The sequence below is a fragment of the Peribacillus sp. Aquil_B1 genome (genome assembly GCF_022603275.1).
In the GTDB taxonomy this organism is placed as follows: domain Bacteria; phylum Bacillota; class Bacilli; order Bacillales; family DSM-1321; genus Peribacillus.
In genome coordinates, this window is record NZ_JAKXEE010000008.1 from 62,770 (window position 1) to 79,933 (window position 17,164).

The window sequence follows — 17,164 nt, forward strand, 5'->3', positions numbered from 1 at the left end:
TTCGCCAAGTAATTGCATTTAATAGAATTATTGATTCGTTCCAACTACGCCTAATACGATGTTGGCGATGCATGTCATCCAACCCACCAGCAGTAAGCGTTTACATTTTTTTAATCTTAGATCCGGTTCAAAAGGAATCAGATAGCAAAATCTAAATGAACATTAATCCTAATAAATTCATTCATTTTATTCGAAGACGCTTAATGAAAGCATTTAAATTTTAAAGAATCTTTTGTGTTGTAAAATAATTTTATATTATCAGAAAATATAAAAATACAGAAAAAAAAGAAAAAAAGTCCTGCTGCATTAACGGTCTGTGCAGTACTGGAGACTCCCCATCATAATAAAAAAACTGCCTTGCATTAAGGCAGTTTTTTAGTCAACAATCCATTGATATAAATTTTTCGGTCTTCCTATTTTTTGATAACTCACAATAATTTCCACTTTTCCTTCATCAAGTAAATGCATTATATAACGATAGACGGTCGGATAAGCCAAACCCACTTCTTTAGAAATGGTATCAACGGAAAAAGGTTCACGGTTAGAATGTAGAAAATCACTAACGTGACAAAGTGTTCTCTTACTAATTCCCTTTGTTACAAATACATCCTTTTCTTCACTGGGTTTTTGCTGCGGAGCTGATTGAGTTAATTTTGCAAGGCGAGCATGCAGTTGAATTCTTGAAATCAAATCAGGTGCTTTTACAGGCTTTAATGCAAAATCTGTTGCGCCTGCTTCAAGAAAGCGATCCGCAATTTCCTGTCGTTCATCGACTGTTAATACAAGAATCGGAACATCAGCATTAAGCTTACGAAGCTCACCCACCGTTTTTATTCCGTCCATTTCCGGCATATGATAATCAACTAAAACGACATCCGCTCCTTTTTCTGCAAACACATTTAACCCTTCTTTTCCGTTGTTAGCCGTATCTACATTCCAGCCGGCAAATTCACAAATTTCACTTAGCATATATTGAATTGATGCATCATCATCAATGACTAAAATGTTCATCTTGACACACTCCCCTCAGCTAGTTTAATCCAAATTATTGTCCCGTGCCCAAGCTTGCTGTCAACTTCTAAAGATGCACCATGTCCTTCAGCAACTTGTCGTACAAAGGCTAATCCCATCCCTGGATGCGATTTTGTACTAAACCCAGCTTTCCATATTTTCAGCTGTTCTTTAGGTGAAATCCCTTTCCCATTATCTGATACGCCCAACCAAAGTTCATTTTCAAAGGTTTTTACCTTAAGCAAAACCTTGCCATCTTCTTTTCCATTCACTGCATCGTAAGCATTGTCAATTAAATTCACTAATGCCCTTGTCATTCGGATTTTATTAATTAAAATTTTAATCTCAGGATCTGTTTGAAAGTCTACCTTCAGATTTAGATTTGTCCCGCTCAGTCTGCTTGCTTCGACGTATTCAACTAGATCTTTTATACGGCACCAATGTTTTTTATCATCGTATAAAATCTCGGAAATCATGTCGCTAACGGAATGAATCGATGATGAAATCTTTCGAGAATATTCTTTAATTTTAGAATCGTCCACTTTCAAACTAATTAAAGAATTTAGCCCCTCAATTGCTGTGAGAGGTGTTTTTAAATCATGGACCAGATATAGTGCTTCTCGCCCTGATCTTGACTGCATTGCTTCTAACTGCGCATAATGAAGCTCTTGCTTTATCCGCCACTTTTGTTCAGCTAATGAAAAATACACAGCTAAAATAACAGCGTTAATAACAAAAATTAAACACAAAGTTAAACTGTACAATGTTAATGATTGCTCAAATCCAATTTGAACCGCTATATCTTTTAATTCCTTTGAAATCGTCCCTTGGCCAAATCCATATTGGGATAAAGAAGGAATCTCATTCAGCCATTCAATCCCAAAGATTAATTGAGAACAAATAATCGTTTTAATAATGGGCTTTAACCTATCCTTTTCAAAGGCTTGCAATAATAAGATGGCCAACAACAATAACAACGCATATGCGCTAAATGAGTATGTTAAAGAATAATAAGCATTTATCACGATATAGTCGAGAGGAATGATAATAAGAGGAATGATAATTTTTAACCATGGACGGTTTAAACGAGCACCGATTTCGTCCCCCAACAGCAGTGCACCAATATAATGAAACAAAGCTAAAACTGTATTTAAAGAAATTAACAAAAAAACGGCAAGCATTAACTTATTTCCTGTTTCTTCACCTTCTCTTAATGAAATAAGCAAATCAGTAAGACCAATTTCGTCAGGACCCAACCACGACAGTAAGAATACCCCGAATAAAATTATTCCAATTTTCATCCATATTGTCCAAGACTTCATAAGACTAGCTATCATAATCATTTCACCTTTAATAGATTAATTTGCTTATAGAATTGAATGACATTCAAATAGCCGCCGCCAATTGGTGCTCGGTAGATGACGGCTACCAGTTTACATTTAGCTTTTACCCCATATTATTTAGATAAAATAATTGTTCCTCTAGTTTTAATAAGTAAACGTTATATTCTTTTCTATAAGTGTTTTTTCAAGTCTTTTCAACTTTTTAATCGATTCTTCTGATGACCGTTTACCAATTTCAATGACCAATGCATCTATTAATGCAATAATAGGTATTACTGAAAATTGTTCTTCACTAACCTCTACTTTCAATGTGACAGACGCATAAGAAATAATTGGACATGAGATATGATCTGTTATCAATATAATTTTATTACCTAGTTCATAGGTCAGCTTAACTGCTTCGATAATGCGATTAGTGTACGGTTCGAATGCAAAAACCACTAAAGTTTCATCCTTTTCAAATTGCAAGATCCTGTCATAAATCACTTCCGTGTCATGGCCTAGTTGCCTTATCTTAGGATAGAATTCCCCAAGCAACAGTTCGAAATATAAGGCAGTTGCTTTATACGGTCGAGTACCCAACACATTGATATAACTTGATTTCACAATGCAATCAACTGCATTTTCGAAATTTTCCATCAAAGTGGAATCTAATGATTTGTCTAATAAATTAACTGATTCTTTCCAAACTTGCACTAGAGTCGGAACCTTCCCTCCTTCTTTTTTTATTTCTGTAAAAGACTTCTTCAATGTCCATTTTGAGACGGAAGGCACCGATTCATCATAGATATCTTTTCGTAAGTCATTAAAATTTTCATATCCCAAGGCTTCTATCGTACGCACCACAGTTGAAATTCCAACATTGGCATTATTGGCAAGTTCTTTAATTGTTATCAATCCTATTGACTGATAATTTTTTAGAATATAATCGCATAACTGTCTTTGTTTTTTTGGTAAAGAATCTTTAATATCAACTATTTTATTTATTGTTGTTGTTTGATTATATAAACTCATTTAAATCCCCTTTCACCTTCAATATGTAGATTATCCGTCAAAAGCGATCCACTTGGGTCCATTATATCTTATATTCAAGGAAAATGGCCGGATTCAAAAAGGACACTTCTGAATGGCGCCGGTTTGTAATATAGGGTTAATCAGTTCACCTGATTAACCTATTATTTATAGGGTAAGGCAGTTGGAGGAATGGATTTTTATCGAATAATCAAAGTAGTTTTTTGGGAGGAGGCATTTGTTATTAGATTAGTATAATAACCAAAGATATGTGCTTTATTCTCCTGATCCTAATTTGGATGCTTAACCAAGCCTTTAGCGACAGTAGTTGAAGGATTTCCCCATTCTTCATTCGGAGGCTGGCATTACCAAATGAAATCTTACATGCTCTTACTCAAAGTACGTCCCAAAAAGGAAATTGTTTAGACACCATGGAAAACTAGTTTGGCTAAATCTGCATTACTTTTAATTACAGAAGGTCGACAGCATGGAGCGTTTCAAACAAGAACTAGAAATCATATTCATTACTACAATCACAGACGAATCATAGAGAAATTAAAAGGCATGAGACCGGTGGATCACCGGGTTCATGCCTTCAAGGCTGACTAATTAAAAAATGTGTTAGAAATGGAGAGTTTAAATACGATTTATGTACAAAAGAATCTTCGACAAGATTGAAATCCATCATTGTATATCAAAAGCTCTTCTTAACCATAGACCGTCCCCCTGCAACAAGGATTGCTGAATACAAAACCAATGCGATCCCCAACACCTGCCATCCCCGCAGATGTTCCCCAAGAAAGAGTACTCCAGTTACTACTGCAACGATGGGTTCTATCGTTGCTAAAATGGAAGCCTTGCTAGCTTCCAAATGCTTTAGTCCTGAAGTGTACAAAACAAAAGCTGCAACCGTTGATATTAACGCTAACAACACCGCTGACATCCAAACATCTGCATATTGAAATTGATCCGTCTTTTTTATTATGTCACTAGTCAATAACATGAAAATACTCGTATAAAAAAATGTGTACGTTGTAATTGTCAATGCAGAATACCGTTTCGTTACAGGTTTACTGAAAATACTGTACAACGCATAACAAAATCCAGATAGAATCCCCATTAACAAGGTATTCATAGGTATACTTTCTTGGCCGAATGGCACTAGACCTACGACAAATGCGCAACCTGTAATAGCAAGAGCAAGTGCCCAGCCTTTCCGAATGGTCAAGGGCTCTTTAAAAAAGAGCCGAGATAGGATGGTTACAAACAAGGGACCAGTATATAAAAGTGTTACTGCAAGGGATAAACTCGATTGAGAAAAAACTTCAAAGTAAAAAAAGTTAAATAAAGCGATACTAAAGATTCCCGCACCAGCGAAAAAAATATGATCTTTTAACCTGGTACGTAACTGATCACGATAAAAAACTGCCATAATTAGAATTAAGATAACAAAGGTAAAGATACCCCGAATGGCAACTACGTCCCAAGCCGTGAAGCCCCGAGCATATAATGGAGCAATAAATAAACCAATAAGTCCCCAACATACCGCACCAGCAATTGTAATGAAGTAAACTCTCAAGCCCGACAATTTTTTCATATCATTCACCTCCTATTCAGTTGTACGCCAATTTAAGTCATCATAATATTGAGCTTCCATTTAGTATGTATGAATGCATCGTAGCAGCAGACAACATCTCCATCTGAAGTTCCTTCCCCATAAATAGAACTTCAAATTTAAAGCCATCTATCCGTCTAGGCGGAAGATGACTAGTGGTTTTAATAAATCTAACTAGTAATAAAGTTAAGATACAGAGATTTATTTTGAACGGAAGCAGCGCCAAATGTCATGATGAGTCCTGCTCCCCCGCCGCTTTTTGTTCATGATAACGGGTATGTTCTTCACCAATTCAATTTCAGATGTAAGGCTTTTCCTATAAGGGGAATGAGGCCGGCCAGTCACTTTGCCACTAGCCGGGTCAAACCCTCTCCAGAAACACAACATCTCGTTGGTTTTTTCCATCTCTTCCTCGGTTTCGACAACTATCAACACTTTTCCTGCCAGACGAATAATTTTAATTAACTGTTGCTGTTCTAAAAAGTTCTCTCTTTTCTAATTAATGTGTTTTTTCGATGTGAAGCTGTCTTGTCTTTTGTTTCCCGCTTTGTTGATGGAGCTGGTTTGCGTTAAACTCATATTCTTTGTTTCCGGAGCCATGAAGAGAGAGATTAAAAATCCTATGAAAAACAAAGCCCCACAAATATACAACGTAGCTGCCAACCCATAATTCTCCAAAATGAACGGGAAGAAAAATGTACCAATGGCAGAGGCGATACGGGTTACGCCTGTGATAAAGCCCATTGCCGTACCCCGAATATGGGTTGGGAAAAGCTCGTTCGGATAGATCCAATCATGAGCTCCCATCGCAGTATTGAACGTTCCATATATTATAAAGAGAACCAGGATAAAAACAAACGATGTATTCATCCCAGAGGTTGCCCCCAGTACGAATAAAGAAATGGCAGATACTAAAAACGGAACAATAAGGGTAGGTCTTCTTCCGAATTTTTCGATTAAATAAAGGGCAGGTAGCAAGCCGACAAGATAGACGATATTAATGACTGCCGATCCAAGATATTCCCTCGTTCCATTAGCAAAACCAAATTGTGCAAGGATCTCAGGGATATAGGTTCCTATTCCAAAGGTAGGAATAACTTGAAGCGACCAGAAAGCAGACACGAAAAACACCCATTTTCCATAACCATTTCGAAACATTTCGAGAAAGGTGGTTTTCTCCTTGGTCTCTGGTTCATTTGACATGATGACATGATCCCCGAATATTTTCCGAACAATAGCGTTTGCTTCTTTTTGTCTTCCTTTGCTAGCCAGCCAAAGAGGGGATTCTGGCATATTTAAACGTGCGACAAGCATGAGGATTACTGGAATAGCACTGCTTAAAAGCATCCATCTCCAGCTCGTGTCACCTACGGACAGCAATAAGAAACCGACCAAATATGAAACGGCGTAACCGACATACCAGAGTCCATTAAGCCCTCCAAGCAAGGATCCACGATTTTTTTTCGGAGAAAATTCCGCCATCAAGGCTCCTGCAATTGGGTAATCTGCCCCGATTGCAACACCTAAAATAAATCGTAAAATGACTAACTGAATGGGATCGTTGATAAAAAACTGAAGGATTGACACAATAGCCATGATAAGCATATCGATGAGAAACATCTTCTTCCGGCCAATAAGGTCTGTAAGATAGCCCCCTATTATTCCACCAGCAAACATACCCGCGAGAGTTGCCATCCCAATCAACCCCATCATGGTTAAGGACAAATCGAATTGGGACTGCATGGCAGAAAGGGCTACCGCAATAATTCCAATAATATACCCATCGATGAATGTACTCCCACTGGCGTAGGCAAACATTTTATAATGGAATCCACTTAAAGGAAGCTCTTCCATTGTCCGGACTTTATTCATAAATTCCCTCCCAATTATTAACAATATTTTTTACTTTGATTCATCTGTTCCAAATAGCGAAATATTACCTTTGTCATAAAGATAACGCTTGCATTTTGCCGATCACTTTCGACATGTATTATCCTTCATCTAAGTTATAGAAAGGGCTATTGCCTAAGTATTGTAAGACTGGATTTAACAACGGCCTTTTCCTGTCCATACTGCTCCTAAAAGAATGGATAAAGAAGTGGATGCATTTAAAATGGTTAAATATTCATAATACCTTCAATTGACAATTTCCGGCTCTATCAAGAAGCGTTACCGCCATTGTCAGCTTTTTAGGCTGTATGAACATTAAAAATATCGATTTCTTCTGTATGGAGAAGGACCCAGTGCAATGCATAAAAGACATCCATTCATCCATTCGTTCATTTATGGAGCATCTCCACTTTCCCGGAGAAAGTGCTCCAGCGAATTGATTCGTTAGCCATGTTGAAAGTTTCAGTTATACTTATATAGAAAGCTTTGGGGAATTCCCTCATAAAGTCGCATCATTTATTGTAAATGACTAGGTTTAATGAGGGTTTTTCAATCTATATACATTCTGCTTAATTTCTCGACATGACCAAATTTTTTACCTAATTGAGCCAAAGAAAAGGGCCACTTTTGCTGCCGGTTTAAAAAGGAAATTATCTATATAAGCCTATATTAACTGATTCTCTCAACAAAACCATGGTCATTAATTAGAAACTACAGTCTTGAATTTCTTCTCTTTTTGGGATGCAAGAAGCTCGAAATCCAGGAAGCTATTAATACTCTGGGCTGCAGTGAATCCTGTTTGAATGGCTGTTTCAGTATAATAGGAGCCTAAATAATCACCTGCTAAGAACAATCGGCCCGCAGATTTTGTTAAAACTGGTTGTATTTCTGCACGGCCTGGGAAAATATAAGCTGATCCGAATGGGAATTTTTCTACATGAGCCTCCACTACATGATCACTAAAACCAGGAAATATTTCATTTAAATCTTTCAAATATATTTGAATGATTTCCTCATCAGATTTATCCATTAGCCGCCGCCCGCTTTCCCCCGGTGAAAATGTCATAAGACTGCTACCTGGCTGTCTCTCAGTTTCTATTGAACGGACTAGATTAGATTGATGAAGAATAATGTCAAATGACCTTTTAGGCGTAGCAAAAGAATATACATGATCCCAAACTTGAGGTCCTGTTTCATTTGTTAAAAATGCTGCACTAACATGTGGACCATATTTAACCTTACCAAGAGCGTCTGCGATTTCCGGGTCAATGTTTTTCGCTATTTTTTTTGTAATTGTGGCAGGCGTCGCGAGGACTGCATAACGTGCTTCCACCACATGCTTCACGCCATTTTGAGTATAGTGTACGACAACAGAGTCTTCTTTCTGTAGAACTTCTGAAACTTTTGCATTTAGTTGAGCCCGTTCACCTAATGTTGTTGCAATCGTGTTCGTAAGCGTTGATGCTCCCCCGACAATATTTCTCCCTAACCCATCATCTTTGTTCCATACAGTGTGGAAATACCCTACACCTGATCCTGCAGTCATTGTCTCAGGACTGCCAGTCGAACGGCTAACTGTAGGTCTAAAAATGGCATCTGCATCTGGTGGTAATTTACCAGTAAATTCGGCAAAAGTTTGATCACCCATAAATTCTAAAATTCGTTGTTGTCGAACTCTATAGTCCTCCCCCGGACGTTTTTTTGCTACTTTGCCATACTTGATAACAGCTGCACGCACTTTAGCACCTGCACGTATCATGGCAAATCTAGCTTTCCATGCCATAGGGGCCCGAAATGGATACAGTTCAACTGGACCATCTAAAAGCAACTTCCCATTCAAAGACATTGCCGTTAAAATTCCTGGTACAGGTAATGCATTTATTCCTACAGATTGAAATAATTCATCTGTAGCCGAACCAGCTCCGGCATATAGATGTCCGCCCCAATTTAACCAATAATCCCCTCGGCGTTCAGAGCGGACACGCCCACCAATACGATCATCTGATTCTAAAAGTAATATATCATGGTGTTTAAGGCGCCAGGCAGCGGACAATCCAGCAAGTCCACCGCCTATTATAATTACATCTTTCATTGGATCTCCTCCCATCCCTTGTGTATTTCTCCTCATTCAATTAATGTTGTTTCACTCCTAGTTCCCCTAATTCATTTAGTACTGTTTCAATTTTTGACTTGAACTTTTCGGAAGCAGGCACTAACGGTAATCTACTTGATCCTCCTGATAATCCTAGTGCTTCCAAGCCTGCCTTTACTGTTCCAGGAATCGTTTCTTCTTCAATAGCATTATATAAAACTAGCAATTCCTGATTTAATTTAGTCGCTTCTTTTAAGTTGTTTTCATTTACGATCAAATCATATAATTTTGCTATTTTTTTCGGAGCCAAGTTGTGGACAACTCCAATAGCACCATGCCCCCCTAATGCCAATGTAGGTAAGATCAAATGCTCAAATCCAGTTAGGACCGCGAAGTTCGGATTGTCTTTTGTCACTGCAATAAGTTTAGAGGTATGCTGTCCATCAGCGGTATTTTTAATACCGACAATTCCATCTATTTGACTTAATTCATTAATTAACTCTGGATCAAGTTCAACACCTGTAGCATCCGGATAATGATAGATGACAATTCCAATGCTAGAGTTTTCTGCTACTGCCTTGTAATGATCAATGATTCCTTGTCTGCTAGTTGTCATATAATAAGGATTAATGACCAAGGCACAATCTGCACCAACTTCAGCTGCGTATTTAGTAAGTGCAATTGTATCTTCTGTTCGATGACATCCTGTACCCGCCATAACAGGTAATCTGCCGTTTGATGTTTCACACACGAATTTAATTACTTCCTTTCGTTCTTCCATGCTCATTAGTGAGTATTCTCCAGTACTTCCTCCCACTAAAAGACCGTTCATTCCTCCATCTATCAAATGTTCTATTATTTGTTCAAGCCCCTTATAATCAATACTGTTATCCTCATTCATAGGTGTTGGTAAAGCTGGAATCATTCCAAAAGGTTTATACATATTTATCCTCCTCATAAAAGTTAATTAAACAGAATTTCTACCCATTGATTTCTTTATTGGAAAAGCTGCATCTATCTATATAGTTGTGTAGCTATTACGGATTTGCATGATTTTAACTGTCTACTTTTGTTTAATATTCACATATACACTTTTCACTTCGGTGTAGTTCTCTAAGCCATACTCTCCGCCCATTTCGCGTCCAATGCCAGATTGTTTATAACCGCCGAACGGCATTGTCTCCCACTCAAGACCAACATCATTAATCCAAACTGTACCGGCTTGCAGTTTACGGGAAATATAGTGACCGGTTTTGATATTTTCAGTCCAAATACTAGCCGCTAAACCATAATCACTATCATTTGCTCTTTTAATAACTTCTTCAACAGTATCAAAAACCAAAACCGACATTACTGGACCAAAGATTTCTTCACGCGCTATGGCCATGTCATCTTCTACATCCGCAAAAATCGCTGGTTGAACAAAATAGCCTTTATTAAATGCCATTTTGTCTCCCGTAACAAGACGTGCACCTTCTCTTTTTCCTTGCTCGATGTAGTCAAGAACAGTTTGTTGCTGTTTTGCTGAGACGAGGGGACCCATATCTGTTTCCGGATCCATTCCTGGGCCAAGTTTCAACGTGTTCACACGTTCTGCCAATGCCTGCACTACCTGTTCATAATGTTTACGATGAACATAGATACGTGTACAAGCACTACAGTTTTGTCCATGGTTGTACATCGTGCCATTGAATGCCCCTTCAATCGCTTCTTCCAGGTTGGCGTCCTCCAGGATGATTGCAGGTGATTTACCACCTAGTTCGAGCGTGACTCCTTTGATTTGATCTGCAGCTTTCTTCATGACTTCTTTTCCGACAGCTGTTGATCCAGTGAACGACAATTTGTCCACCATTTTATGAGTGATAATTGCTTCACCAGCAACTCTACCGGAGCCAGGAGTGATGTTAACAACGCCGTCTGGAAAACCAGCTTCTTTGAACAGTTTTGCTATATAAAGTAAAGAAAGTGGTGTTTCACTTGCTGGTTTAATAACCACTGTACAACCAACAGCCAGAGCAGATCCCAGCTTCCAAGCAGCCATCAAAAGAGGAAAGTTCCAAGGAATGATCTGGCCTACAACCCCAACAGGTTCATGCACAGTGTAATTCACGTATTCCGGCGATACTTGTGTCGTTTTTCCTTGTATTTTCGTTGCGAAACCCGAATAATACCTGAAGTGTTGGATTGACCCATCAACATCATCTGTTAATGCGACTTTATATGGTTTACCGTTATCAAGTGACTCAAGTTGCGCAAGCTCTTCACGGTTTTCTTCCAAAAGATCTGCGAACTTATAAAGAAGATGCGAGCGTGTAGCCGCTTTCATTTCTGACCATTCACCTTCATCGAATGCTTTTCTTGCAGCTCGTACGGCAATATCGATATCTTCAGTTTGTGCTTCGCTGACTTGTGCAATCACTTCTTCATTAGCTGGGTTAATGACATCGAATGTTTCCCCACTAACCGCTGGTACGTATTCTCCATTAATATAAAGACCGATAGATCCTTCCAGGAATCTTTTTACTTTCGGCTTTAAATTGTAATCAGTTGCCTCCATTTTATTTACCTCTCCTTTTTAGTTTTAAAATTTTCTGTTTTAAAAAGATAAATAACTGAATTTTTCAAATTATTTATTAAAACAAATCTTACCAACTAAACGAATGGTTGTAAACCATTTTTTATAAAAGGGAATATATTTATTCATTTTTTATATTCGCAACATCTCACAATTGGGTATAGGAGAACTGAGGTTACCGTGGAAAGGGTGTGCAGCATATGAAGAAGCTTCTAAATACATTATTATTTTAGAAAAATACCTGTTTCACTTGTTTTATATAGCCATTCTTATTTCACTAAACCGCATTGATATTTGCATAAAGAAAGAGCTGCCTTTAGGGCAGCTCTGATTCTCCGCGGTTTACAGAGGCTTCTATACGTGATGAATCAGACAACTTTGCTAGAAATACAGTTGCTGAATCTACTGAGTTTAACGTGAATTTAACAAACGTGAAATGACATAAGAAAATAATTATTATAACGCCAAACCCTTCTAGAATTATTTACCTACACCGCATTGTTTTTCCCATAAAAAAAACACCTTCACATTGATTGGTTGATATTTAATACCTACTTTTCAACGAAAGGTGTTTTTATTTTTCTCACTTTTTTAGGTCAGTACAACTATAGAAAAAGGGGTTTTCTTTCTTTAGCATTAGCATATTTAGTTAGTTTGCCGAAATAATATTATATACTGATGCTTGTTGAGATTATCATACTTTATTGTTCCAAGAGGTAATTACATAAATCAACTTGAAAATATTGATTTCTCAAGGATTTAATTAGATAAATAGGGTTCACATCAATATTTACATGTAACAATGCCTTTTCAAAGGTATCCATGGACACTGAAGGATTATCTCCTAATAATGATGCAATGACTGCACCATATTTACCCTTTTGGTAAGTACCTTCCTTTTTATCTTCTAAAGCATGAAGTATATCAGAAATTACCTTTGAATCCTTTTCACTCAAATCGTTATTCAAAATGAAATGAAAAAAAGTATATTGTTCATGATTTTTATCCAATGCAATTGTAAGTAATAACTTTTGATGATATTTCATCTTTTTAAATTCATCTATTAACTCATCCATTAATTTCAACTCCTACTATTATAATACCCAAAGTGCAATTGTAACTTCTCTTTCTCTAATTATTTTCATTGTGGTCAAACTCCTTTTAACAATGGGGTTAGGGTAGCGTTTTCGCACTTCTAACTTTATACTAATATATTTAGTAAATCCTCTCGTTCCAAAAATGAAACGATATAATTTACATTTCTTAATTCCCTTTTTTTAGCGATGCTTCCCTGGTAGAATCGCGTATTCCCTATAACGGTTCAAGAATCGGTGATCATTACCCATGAAATGGGCAGATTTTAACGAAGAACAGGCACTATTCGCATGACAAAAACACGATATAACCATATTGGGAAATATCAACTTTTAACACCAAAAACAAAGGGCTCTGTACGTACGATTAAGATTGATGAAATGCTGTTAACATGTTATAGAAACACCGAATAGTTGAAACGGCTTCCGAAAAAAGCAGGAATGGAAAAGAACATTACTCCACACTTATTTGGGCATACCTACACTTCACTATTAATTGAAGCTGTAGTAGGAATAAAAAAACAACAACGATTAGGAAATATAGAATTGAATTCAAATATAAAGAAAAGGCCTCCCACAGTAAACTGTGAGAGGACTTCAACTTTAAAGATATTCACATGTTTGGTGAGCACTCATGACTGAATCCTCGTTAAACCCAAAGGGATTTAAGCGATGATTACATCATGCCGCCCATGTGGTTTTATGTTGTAACATTTTTAACGACGATAGAAGAAAGGTCCGTCGAATCAGCATTCTGCAGGCATCAAATGTAATATCTTTAACCCTAATTTACTTCGTTTTATTGGACTTAGTTAGCAAAATGTTAGCAGTCAATGATTTGCAATTAACTTGATGTCTCTTATAACAGAAGCGGCGCAAATTCTGTTTGCGTCGCTTTTAAACCGCAGTTACACAATCCTCATGTGCGGAGTGTATGTGGCAACACATGAAATGTTAGATGAGTTTAACTTTCAAATTGTATTTTTCAGTTATGGTCCCCTCTATTTCTAAATTTTCCCCTTGCAAATGCCAAAAAAACAACCATTCCACCATACTTACCAATAGTCTTGGTAATTTGCCCTGTCTTTGCTCCTCCTTTTGCTAAACAATGCCTACATATCATTCCTTCACCTAACTTTTTGCAAAAAATACAGTTTTTCATTGTTACACCTCACCTAACAATTGGCTTCCTTCGAATTCTATATTTATTACATCCGCATTTTTCAGGAATGTTTGTTGTTGATAATTATCAAATGTTTCTAATATTAGATCTGGATTTCTGTACCACATTAAATCTTCTTCACTTTTCCCTGAAACAGCTATAGTTGAAAGTGAGAGTATTTTGGATGAGGAAACTTGAACTAATGATTTAACAGTCTCAAACGCTTTTAACATAGCCTTTTCATCTTTTATCTCATTATATGCCATAGAGAGATAAACACATGATTCAAAATATGCCTTAAAAGCCTCTTGGAAGGAATTGTAGCTTTCATTACATTTATCATAAAATCCATTATTAAAAACAGATTTAAAAAATATTTTTATTTTACTTGTGGGTACATCGCTAATAAATTTTAATTCATCTTTTAGATACAACTCCAATTGATTCCTTCCCAATAACAGCATTCGTATGGCATGTTGAATTTCAGAGTATCCTTCTTTTGAAGGCCCATTCAAAGCACTTTCAAGAAGGTCTTTACCTGTATTAACCGTTGCGATTCTATCAGTAACCTGCCCCCGCTTTATTGATGTAGCAATCTTTTTCACTTCAGACAATTCTTCCAATACTTGAGCAAGCTGTTGTTGAACAGCCAAACTAGCAATATTATTTGAAATGTCCTGTACCTTACTTAGTACATTAGTGTCAAGCTCGGTTAATCTTACATTATGAATAATGTTTTTTTTAGGATGGGTTTTATCAATTATCATAGAAAGTATTTCGCCAGATTTTGAATGCATTAAATCATACTGTCCCGCTTGCATTTTCTCAACTATGTCTTTTGGAAATTGGGCAACATATATTTTGTGTGGATCGATGATATCCCTTATATGTTCCGCTGTTGGAAGCAAGCCGGCGATATTAGTTAATATCTTGTTTGTTCTTGACTCAAATGTTTTTAGGAAGCTATCCTTTATCGTTTGGGAATTATATACGTTTTCAGAAATAAAATGCCTTTTATCTAATTTTAATTCATTCATCAAATTACCTTCTCCCAAGAGGTTTTTTTATAAGGGATTTTATTTTCCAGATTTTTTTAATTCATTTTGAAGTTTCTGATATACTGAGATTTCTTCTTCAATCTCCAAAAGTTCCATTTGGTGTTCCAGTTCTATCTTTTTCTTTTTTAATTTTAATTCCTCTATACGGTAAGTTATATCTTGAAGTGAAATTTCTCTTTTCCTATTATTATCTACATCGTTTAAGTTCTTCTTAGCTAGCATTTTGAGAATTGTTTCTCCGGCTATAGCTCCTACCCCTCCTATCAAAGGAATTAACGTTGCCATCTTGCCAATTGAGGAATTTGTTGCAGTGGACTTCTCTTGAACTAATTTCATTAAATCTTTTTTCTCAACCAGGTAACCTTTTCCTTCTTGAATCGCCTTTAGATCTCCCGTACGAATCCATCTACGGACAGTTTCCTCGGATACCTTTAACATTTCACTAATTTCTTTTGTCGTTAACATTATTATCACTTCCATTTGATACCAATACACACATTATACACACGTGTGTGTGTATGTGTCAACTGTTACCAATATTTTTTTAACTTATTCATTGGGATAGCTCAGATATTTATTGAACCCGCTTTTCTATATATTAAGGTAAATAAGCTGAAATAAAAAAGAGATGAAATTTATTGAAGAAAAACTTGATTTCCTTTTCTGAAAAGGTTTTATTATAGTCACAATTAATGAGCTAAATCCCCGAAAGGGTCAGAGCCGCTAACTAACTCCTACACGAACTCAATCAAGGCACATATGTACAAGAAGTGAATGTTATATTCAAAGATTTCGCGAGCGAGTGGCTTCTTATGTACAGTGAGAAGAACAATGTAAAGCCTGGCACAATTCAGTAGATGAAGCAGTCATTGCCGCTTTCAAAAAGCATATGCTAGCGCAGGAGAAAGTGAAGGAGTACTATGGTGAAACCTATCTTGATGAAGGATTTATTTTTGCCAAGAAAAAGAAACAACCTGGCTTCCCTATTTTAATCAAGACCGTGGAAAACAGAATGGCGCGGCTGCTGAAGCTGGCCGCTTAAGTTCAGAGCTCACTCCTCACTCTTTGCGCCACACACATACATCGTTGTTAGACGAAGCAAAGGTAGGATTAGAAGAAATTACGGATCGCTTAGGACACTGTGACGACGAGAAAACTAAGAACGTCTATCTTCACATACCAAAGAAATGATAAAAGAGGCTTCCCACAAGTTTGCACAACTCATGAGAAACCTCTAATGTTAGGAGAGAAATGTTAGCAAGATGTTAGCATTCCGCTCCCCTCTTACATAAAACCCTCATGTATCAAGGGGTTTGGGCGATAATTACATCATGCCGCCCATTCATTTGAACCTATAATAGGAAGAAACCGAATTTAATGATCCTTATTTATTCAACATTTTACTAAGTTCTATCGCAATAGACATAAATGTTTTTAAAAATACAGGAGGACAAACCCGAGGACAATTTAAATTAGTTTATCTAATACAAATTATGTTAAAATGAACAAAAAGAAAATGAGGCAGGCGGTCCATTTTATGAAATTGATTTATAGTAGACGCCTATGGTTTACGGTATCAGCTATTTTAATTGCTACAATTGCCATTCTTATTTATCAATACTTCCATTCTTTAGTAAAAAATTGGTTTGACGTTTTTAAATATGGGTTTGGCATTGCTGGACTTATTTCAACGTTATACAACTATTGGAGTAAATTTAACATTTTTATTAACCGTGTTAAAATAATTCTTCTTAATTCAAGTTCAAAATGGAATGTCCACACAGAATTTGAAGGTGATTTTAACTCTAATATCCAACAAAAAATTAAAGAAAAAATGCTTGAAAATAAGAATTCAGGATCATTCAATTTGATAAACGATAGGGCTTTTTCCTTAAATATTGACGGTCTTCGATTCGTATTTGATTATATAGACATTTATGATGAAGAAACCGATGTCAAAGGTAAAGTGGTATGTAGAGTTGATGATTTTTATTGTTCGTATGATAAATCTTTAGATATTTTTCAAAATAGATTAACCCCTATCTTTAGAAGTATCGAACGAGAATTAAAACCAGACAGTAGTAAGTTCACATTTAAAATTAGCTTTCAGGGTAAAAATCCTTTTATCAGCATGATCGCTAAGAATATTGACTCTAAAAAGGTCCATAGATTGTGGTATAGCTATAGTCAAGAAACAATTCAAGGCAAGAAAAACATAACTATTTCCGAAAAAGCACTGGAATGTACAACTAATGATATTACAGAATTTCAAACAGCCAGTGTAAACTTTATATCATTAGTAGGTGATTAATT

General features: G+C 36.5%; 16 protein-coding genes. 4 read left to right on the forward strand and 12 right to left on the reverse strand.

What is annotated here, in order from left to right:
• Positions 1–375: 375 nt before the first annotated feature.
• The 3 genes from MPH60_RS26205 to MPH60_RS26215 all read right to left on the reverse strand — a co-directional run bounded on the left by MPH60_RS26205 (position 376) and on the right by MPH60_RS26215 (position 3,368).
• Positions 376–1,011, reverse strand: a complete 636-nt coding sequence (locus tag MPH60_RS26205; protein ID WP_241593774.1) for a response regulator — start codon at positions 1,009–1,011, stop codon at positions 376–378.
• The gene (locus MPH60_RS26210; protein WP_241593773.1) at positions 1,008–2,348 is read right to left on the reverse strand and encodes a sensor histidine kinase; all 1,341 of its coding nucleotides are present in this window, start codon (positions 2,346–2,348) and stop codon (positions 1,008–1,010) included. Before MPH60_RS26210 ends, MPH60_RS26205 begins: the two co-directional genes overlap by 4 nt.
• 150 nt (positions 2,349–2,498) lie before the next feature.
• On the reverse strand, positions 2,499–3,368 hold the full coding sequence (locus tag MPH60_RS26215) for a MurR/RpiR family transcriptional regulator (RefSeq protein WP_241593772.1): 870 nt from the start codon (positions 3,366–3,368) through the stop codon (positions 2,499–2,501).
• Between the two features lie 441 nt (positions 3,369–3,809).
• On the opposite strand from MPH60_RS26215, the gene MPH60_RS28065 reads away from it, so the two are divergent.
• On the forward strand, positions 3,810–3,974 hold the full coding sequence (locus MPH60_RS28065) for an IS3 family transposase (protein ID WP_405390362.1): 165 nt from the start codon (positions 3,810–3,812) through the stop codon (positions 3,972–3,974).
• Between the two features lie 85 nt (positions 3,975–4,059).
• Here the strand turns inward: MPH60_RS28065 and MPH60_RS26220 are convergent, their stop codons facing one another.
• From MPH60_RS26220 to MPH60_RS26260, 9 genes are all read right to left on the reverse strand, one after another.
• Positions 4,060–4,962, reverse strand: coding sequence for a DMT family transporter (locus tag MPH60_RS26220; protein ID WP_241593771.1), 903 nt, complete (start codon positions 4,960–4,962; stop codon positions 4,060–4,062).
• Between the two features lie 219 nt (positions 4,963–5,181).
• Entirely contained in the window at positions 5,182–5,412 is a 231-nt protein-coding gene (locus tag MPH60_RS26225; protein ID WP_241615882.1) for a hypothetical protein, read from the reverse strand.
• Positions 5,413–5,475: 63 nt separating this feature from the next.
• Positions 5,476–6,852, reverse strand: coding sequence for an MFS transporter (locus tag MPH60_RS26230; protein WP_241593770.1), 1,377 nt, complete (start codon positions 6,850–6,852; stop codon positions 5,476–5,478).
• Between the two features lie 718 nt (positions 6,853–7,570).
• Positions 7,571–8,962 carry a protoporphyrinogen/coproporphyrinogen oxidase gene (locus tag MPH60_RS26235; RefSeq protein WP_241593769.1) on the reverse strand — a complete coding sequence of 464 codons (1,392 nt, stop codon included), beginning with the start codon at positions 8,960–8,962 and terminating at the stop codon, positions 7,571–7,573.
• A 40-nt stretch (positions 8,963–9,002) separates the two neighbouring features.
• On the reverse strand, positions 9,003–9,905 hold the full coding sequence (dapA, locus tag MPH60_RS26240) for a 4-hydroxy-tetrahydrodipicolinate synthase (protein ID WP_241593768.1): 903 nt from the start codon (positions 9,903–9,905) through the stop codon (positions 9,003–9,005).
• 120 nt (positions 9,906–10,025) lie between these two features.
• Positions 10,026–11,519: an aldehyde dehydrogenase family protein gene (locus MPH60_RS26245; RefSeq protein ID WP_241593767.1), complete on the reverse strand. Its 1,494-nt coding sequence runs from the start codon at positions 11,517–11,519 to the stop codon at positions 10,026–10,028.
• Between the two features lie 719 nt (positions 11,520–12,238).
• Positions 12,239–12,613, reverse strand: coding sequence for a DUF1878 family protein (locus tag MPH60_RS26250; RefSeq protein ID WP_241593766.1), 375 nt, complete (start codon positions 12,611–12,613; stop codon positions 12,239–12,241).
• A 1,182-nt stretch (positions 12,614–13,795) separates the two neighbouring features.
• Positions 13,796–14,830, reverse strand: coding sequence for a hypothetical protein (locus MPH60_RS26255; protein ID WP_241593765.1), 1,035 nt, complete (start codon positions 14,828–14,830; stop codon positions 13,796–13,798).
• A gap of 39 nt (positions 14,831–14,869) precedes the next feature.
• Complete coding sequence (locus MPH60_RS26260) at positions 14,870–15,316, reverse strand: helix-turn-helix domain-containing protein (RefSeq protein WP_241593764.1); 447 nt, start codon at positions 15,314–15,316, stop codon at positions 14,870–14,872.
• Between the two features lie 442 nt (positions 15,317–15,758).
• Between MPH60_RS26260 and MPH60_RS27865 the strand changes: the two genes are divergently transcribed.
• The 3 genes from MPH60_RS27865 (at position 15,759) to MPH60_RS26270 (ending at position 17,162) form a co-directional block, all read left to right on the forward strand.
• A complete protein-coding gene (locus MPH60_RS27865) occupies positions 15,759–15,893 on the forward strand; it encodes a hypothetical protein (RefSeq protein WP_272492848.1) in 135 nt (44 codons plus the stop codon).
• Between the two features lie 23 nt (positions 15,894–15,916).
• On the forward strand, positions 15,917–16,042 hold the full coding sequence (locus MPH60_RS26265) for a hypothetical protein (RefSeq protein WP_241593763.1): 126 nt from the start codon (positions 15,917–15,919) through the stop codon (positions 16,040–16,042).
• A 346-nt stretch (positions 16,043–16,388) separates the two neighbouring features.
• Positions 16,389–17,162 (forward strand): hypothetical protein, encoded by a 774-nt coding sequence (locus MPH60_RS26270; protein WP_241593762.1) that lies wholly within the window; start codon positions 16,389–16,391, stop codon positions 17,160–17,162.
• Positions 17,163–17,164 lie beyond the last annotated feature (2 nt).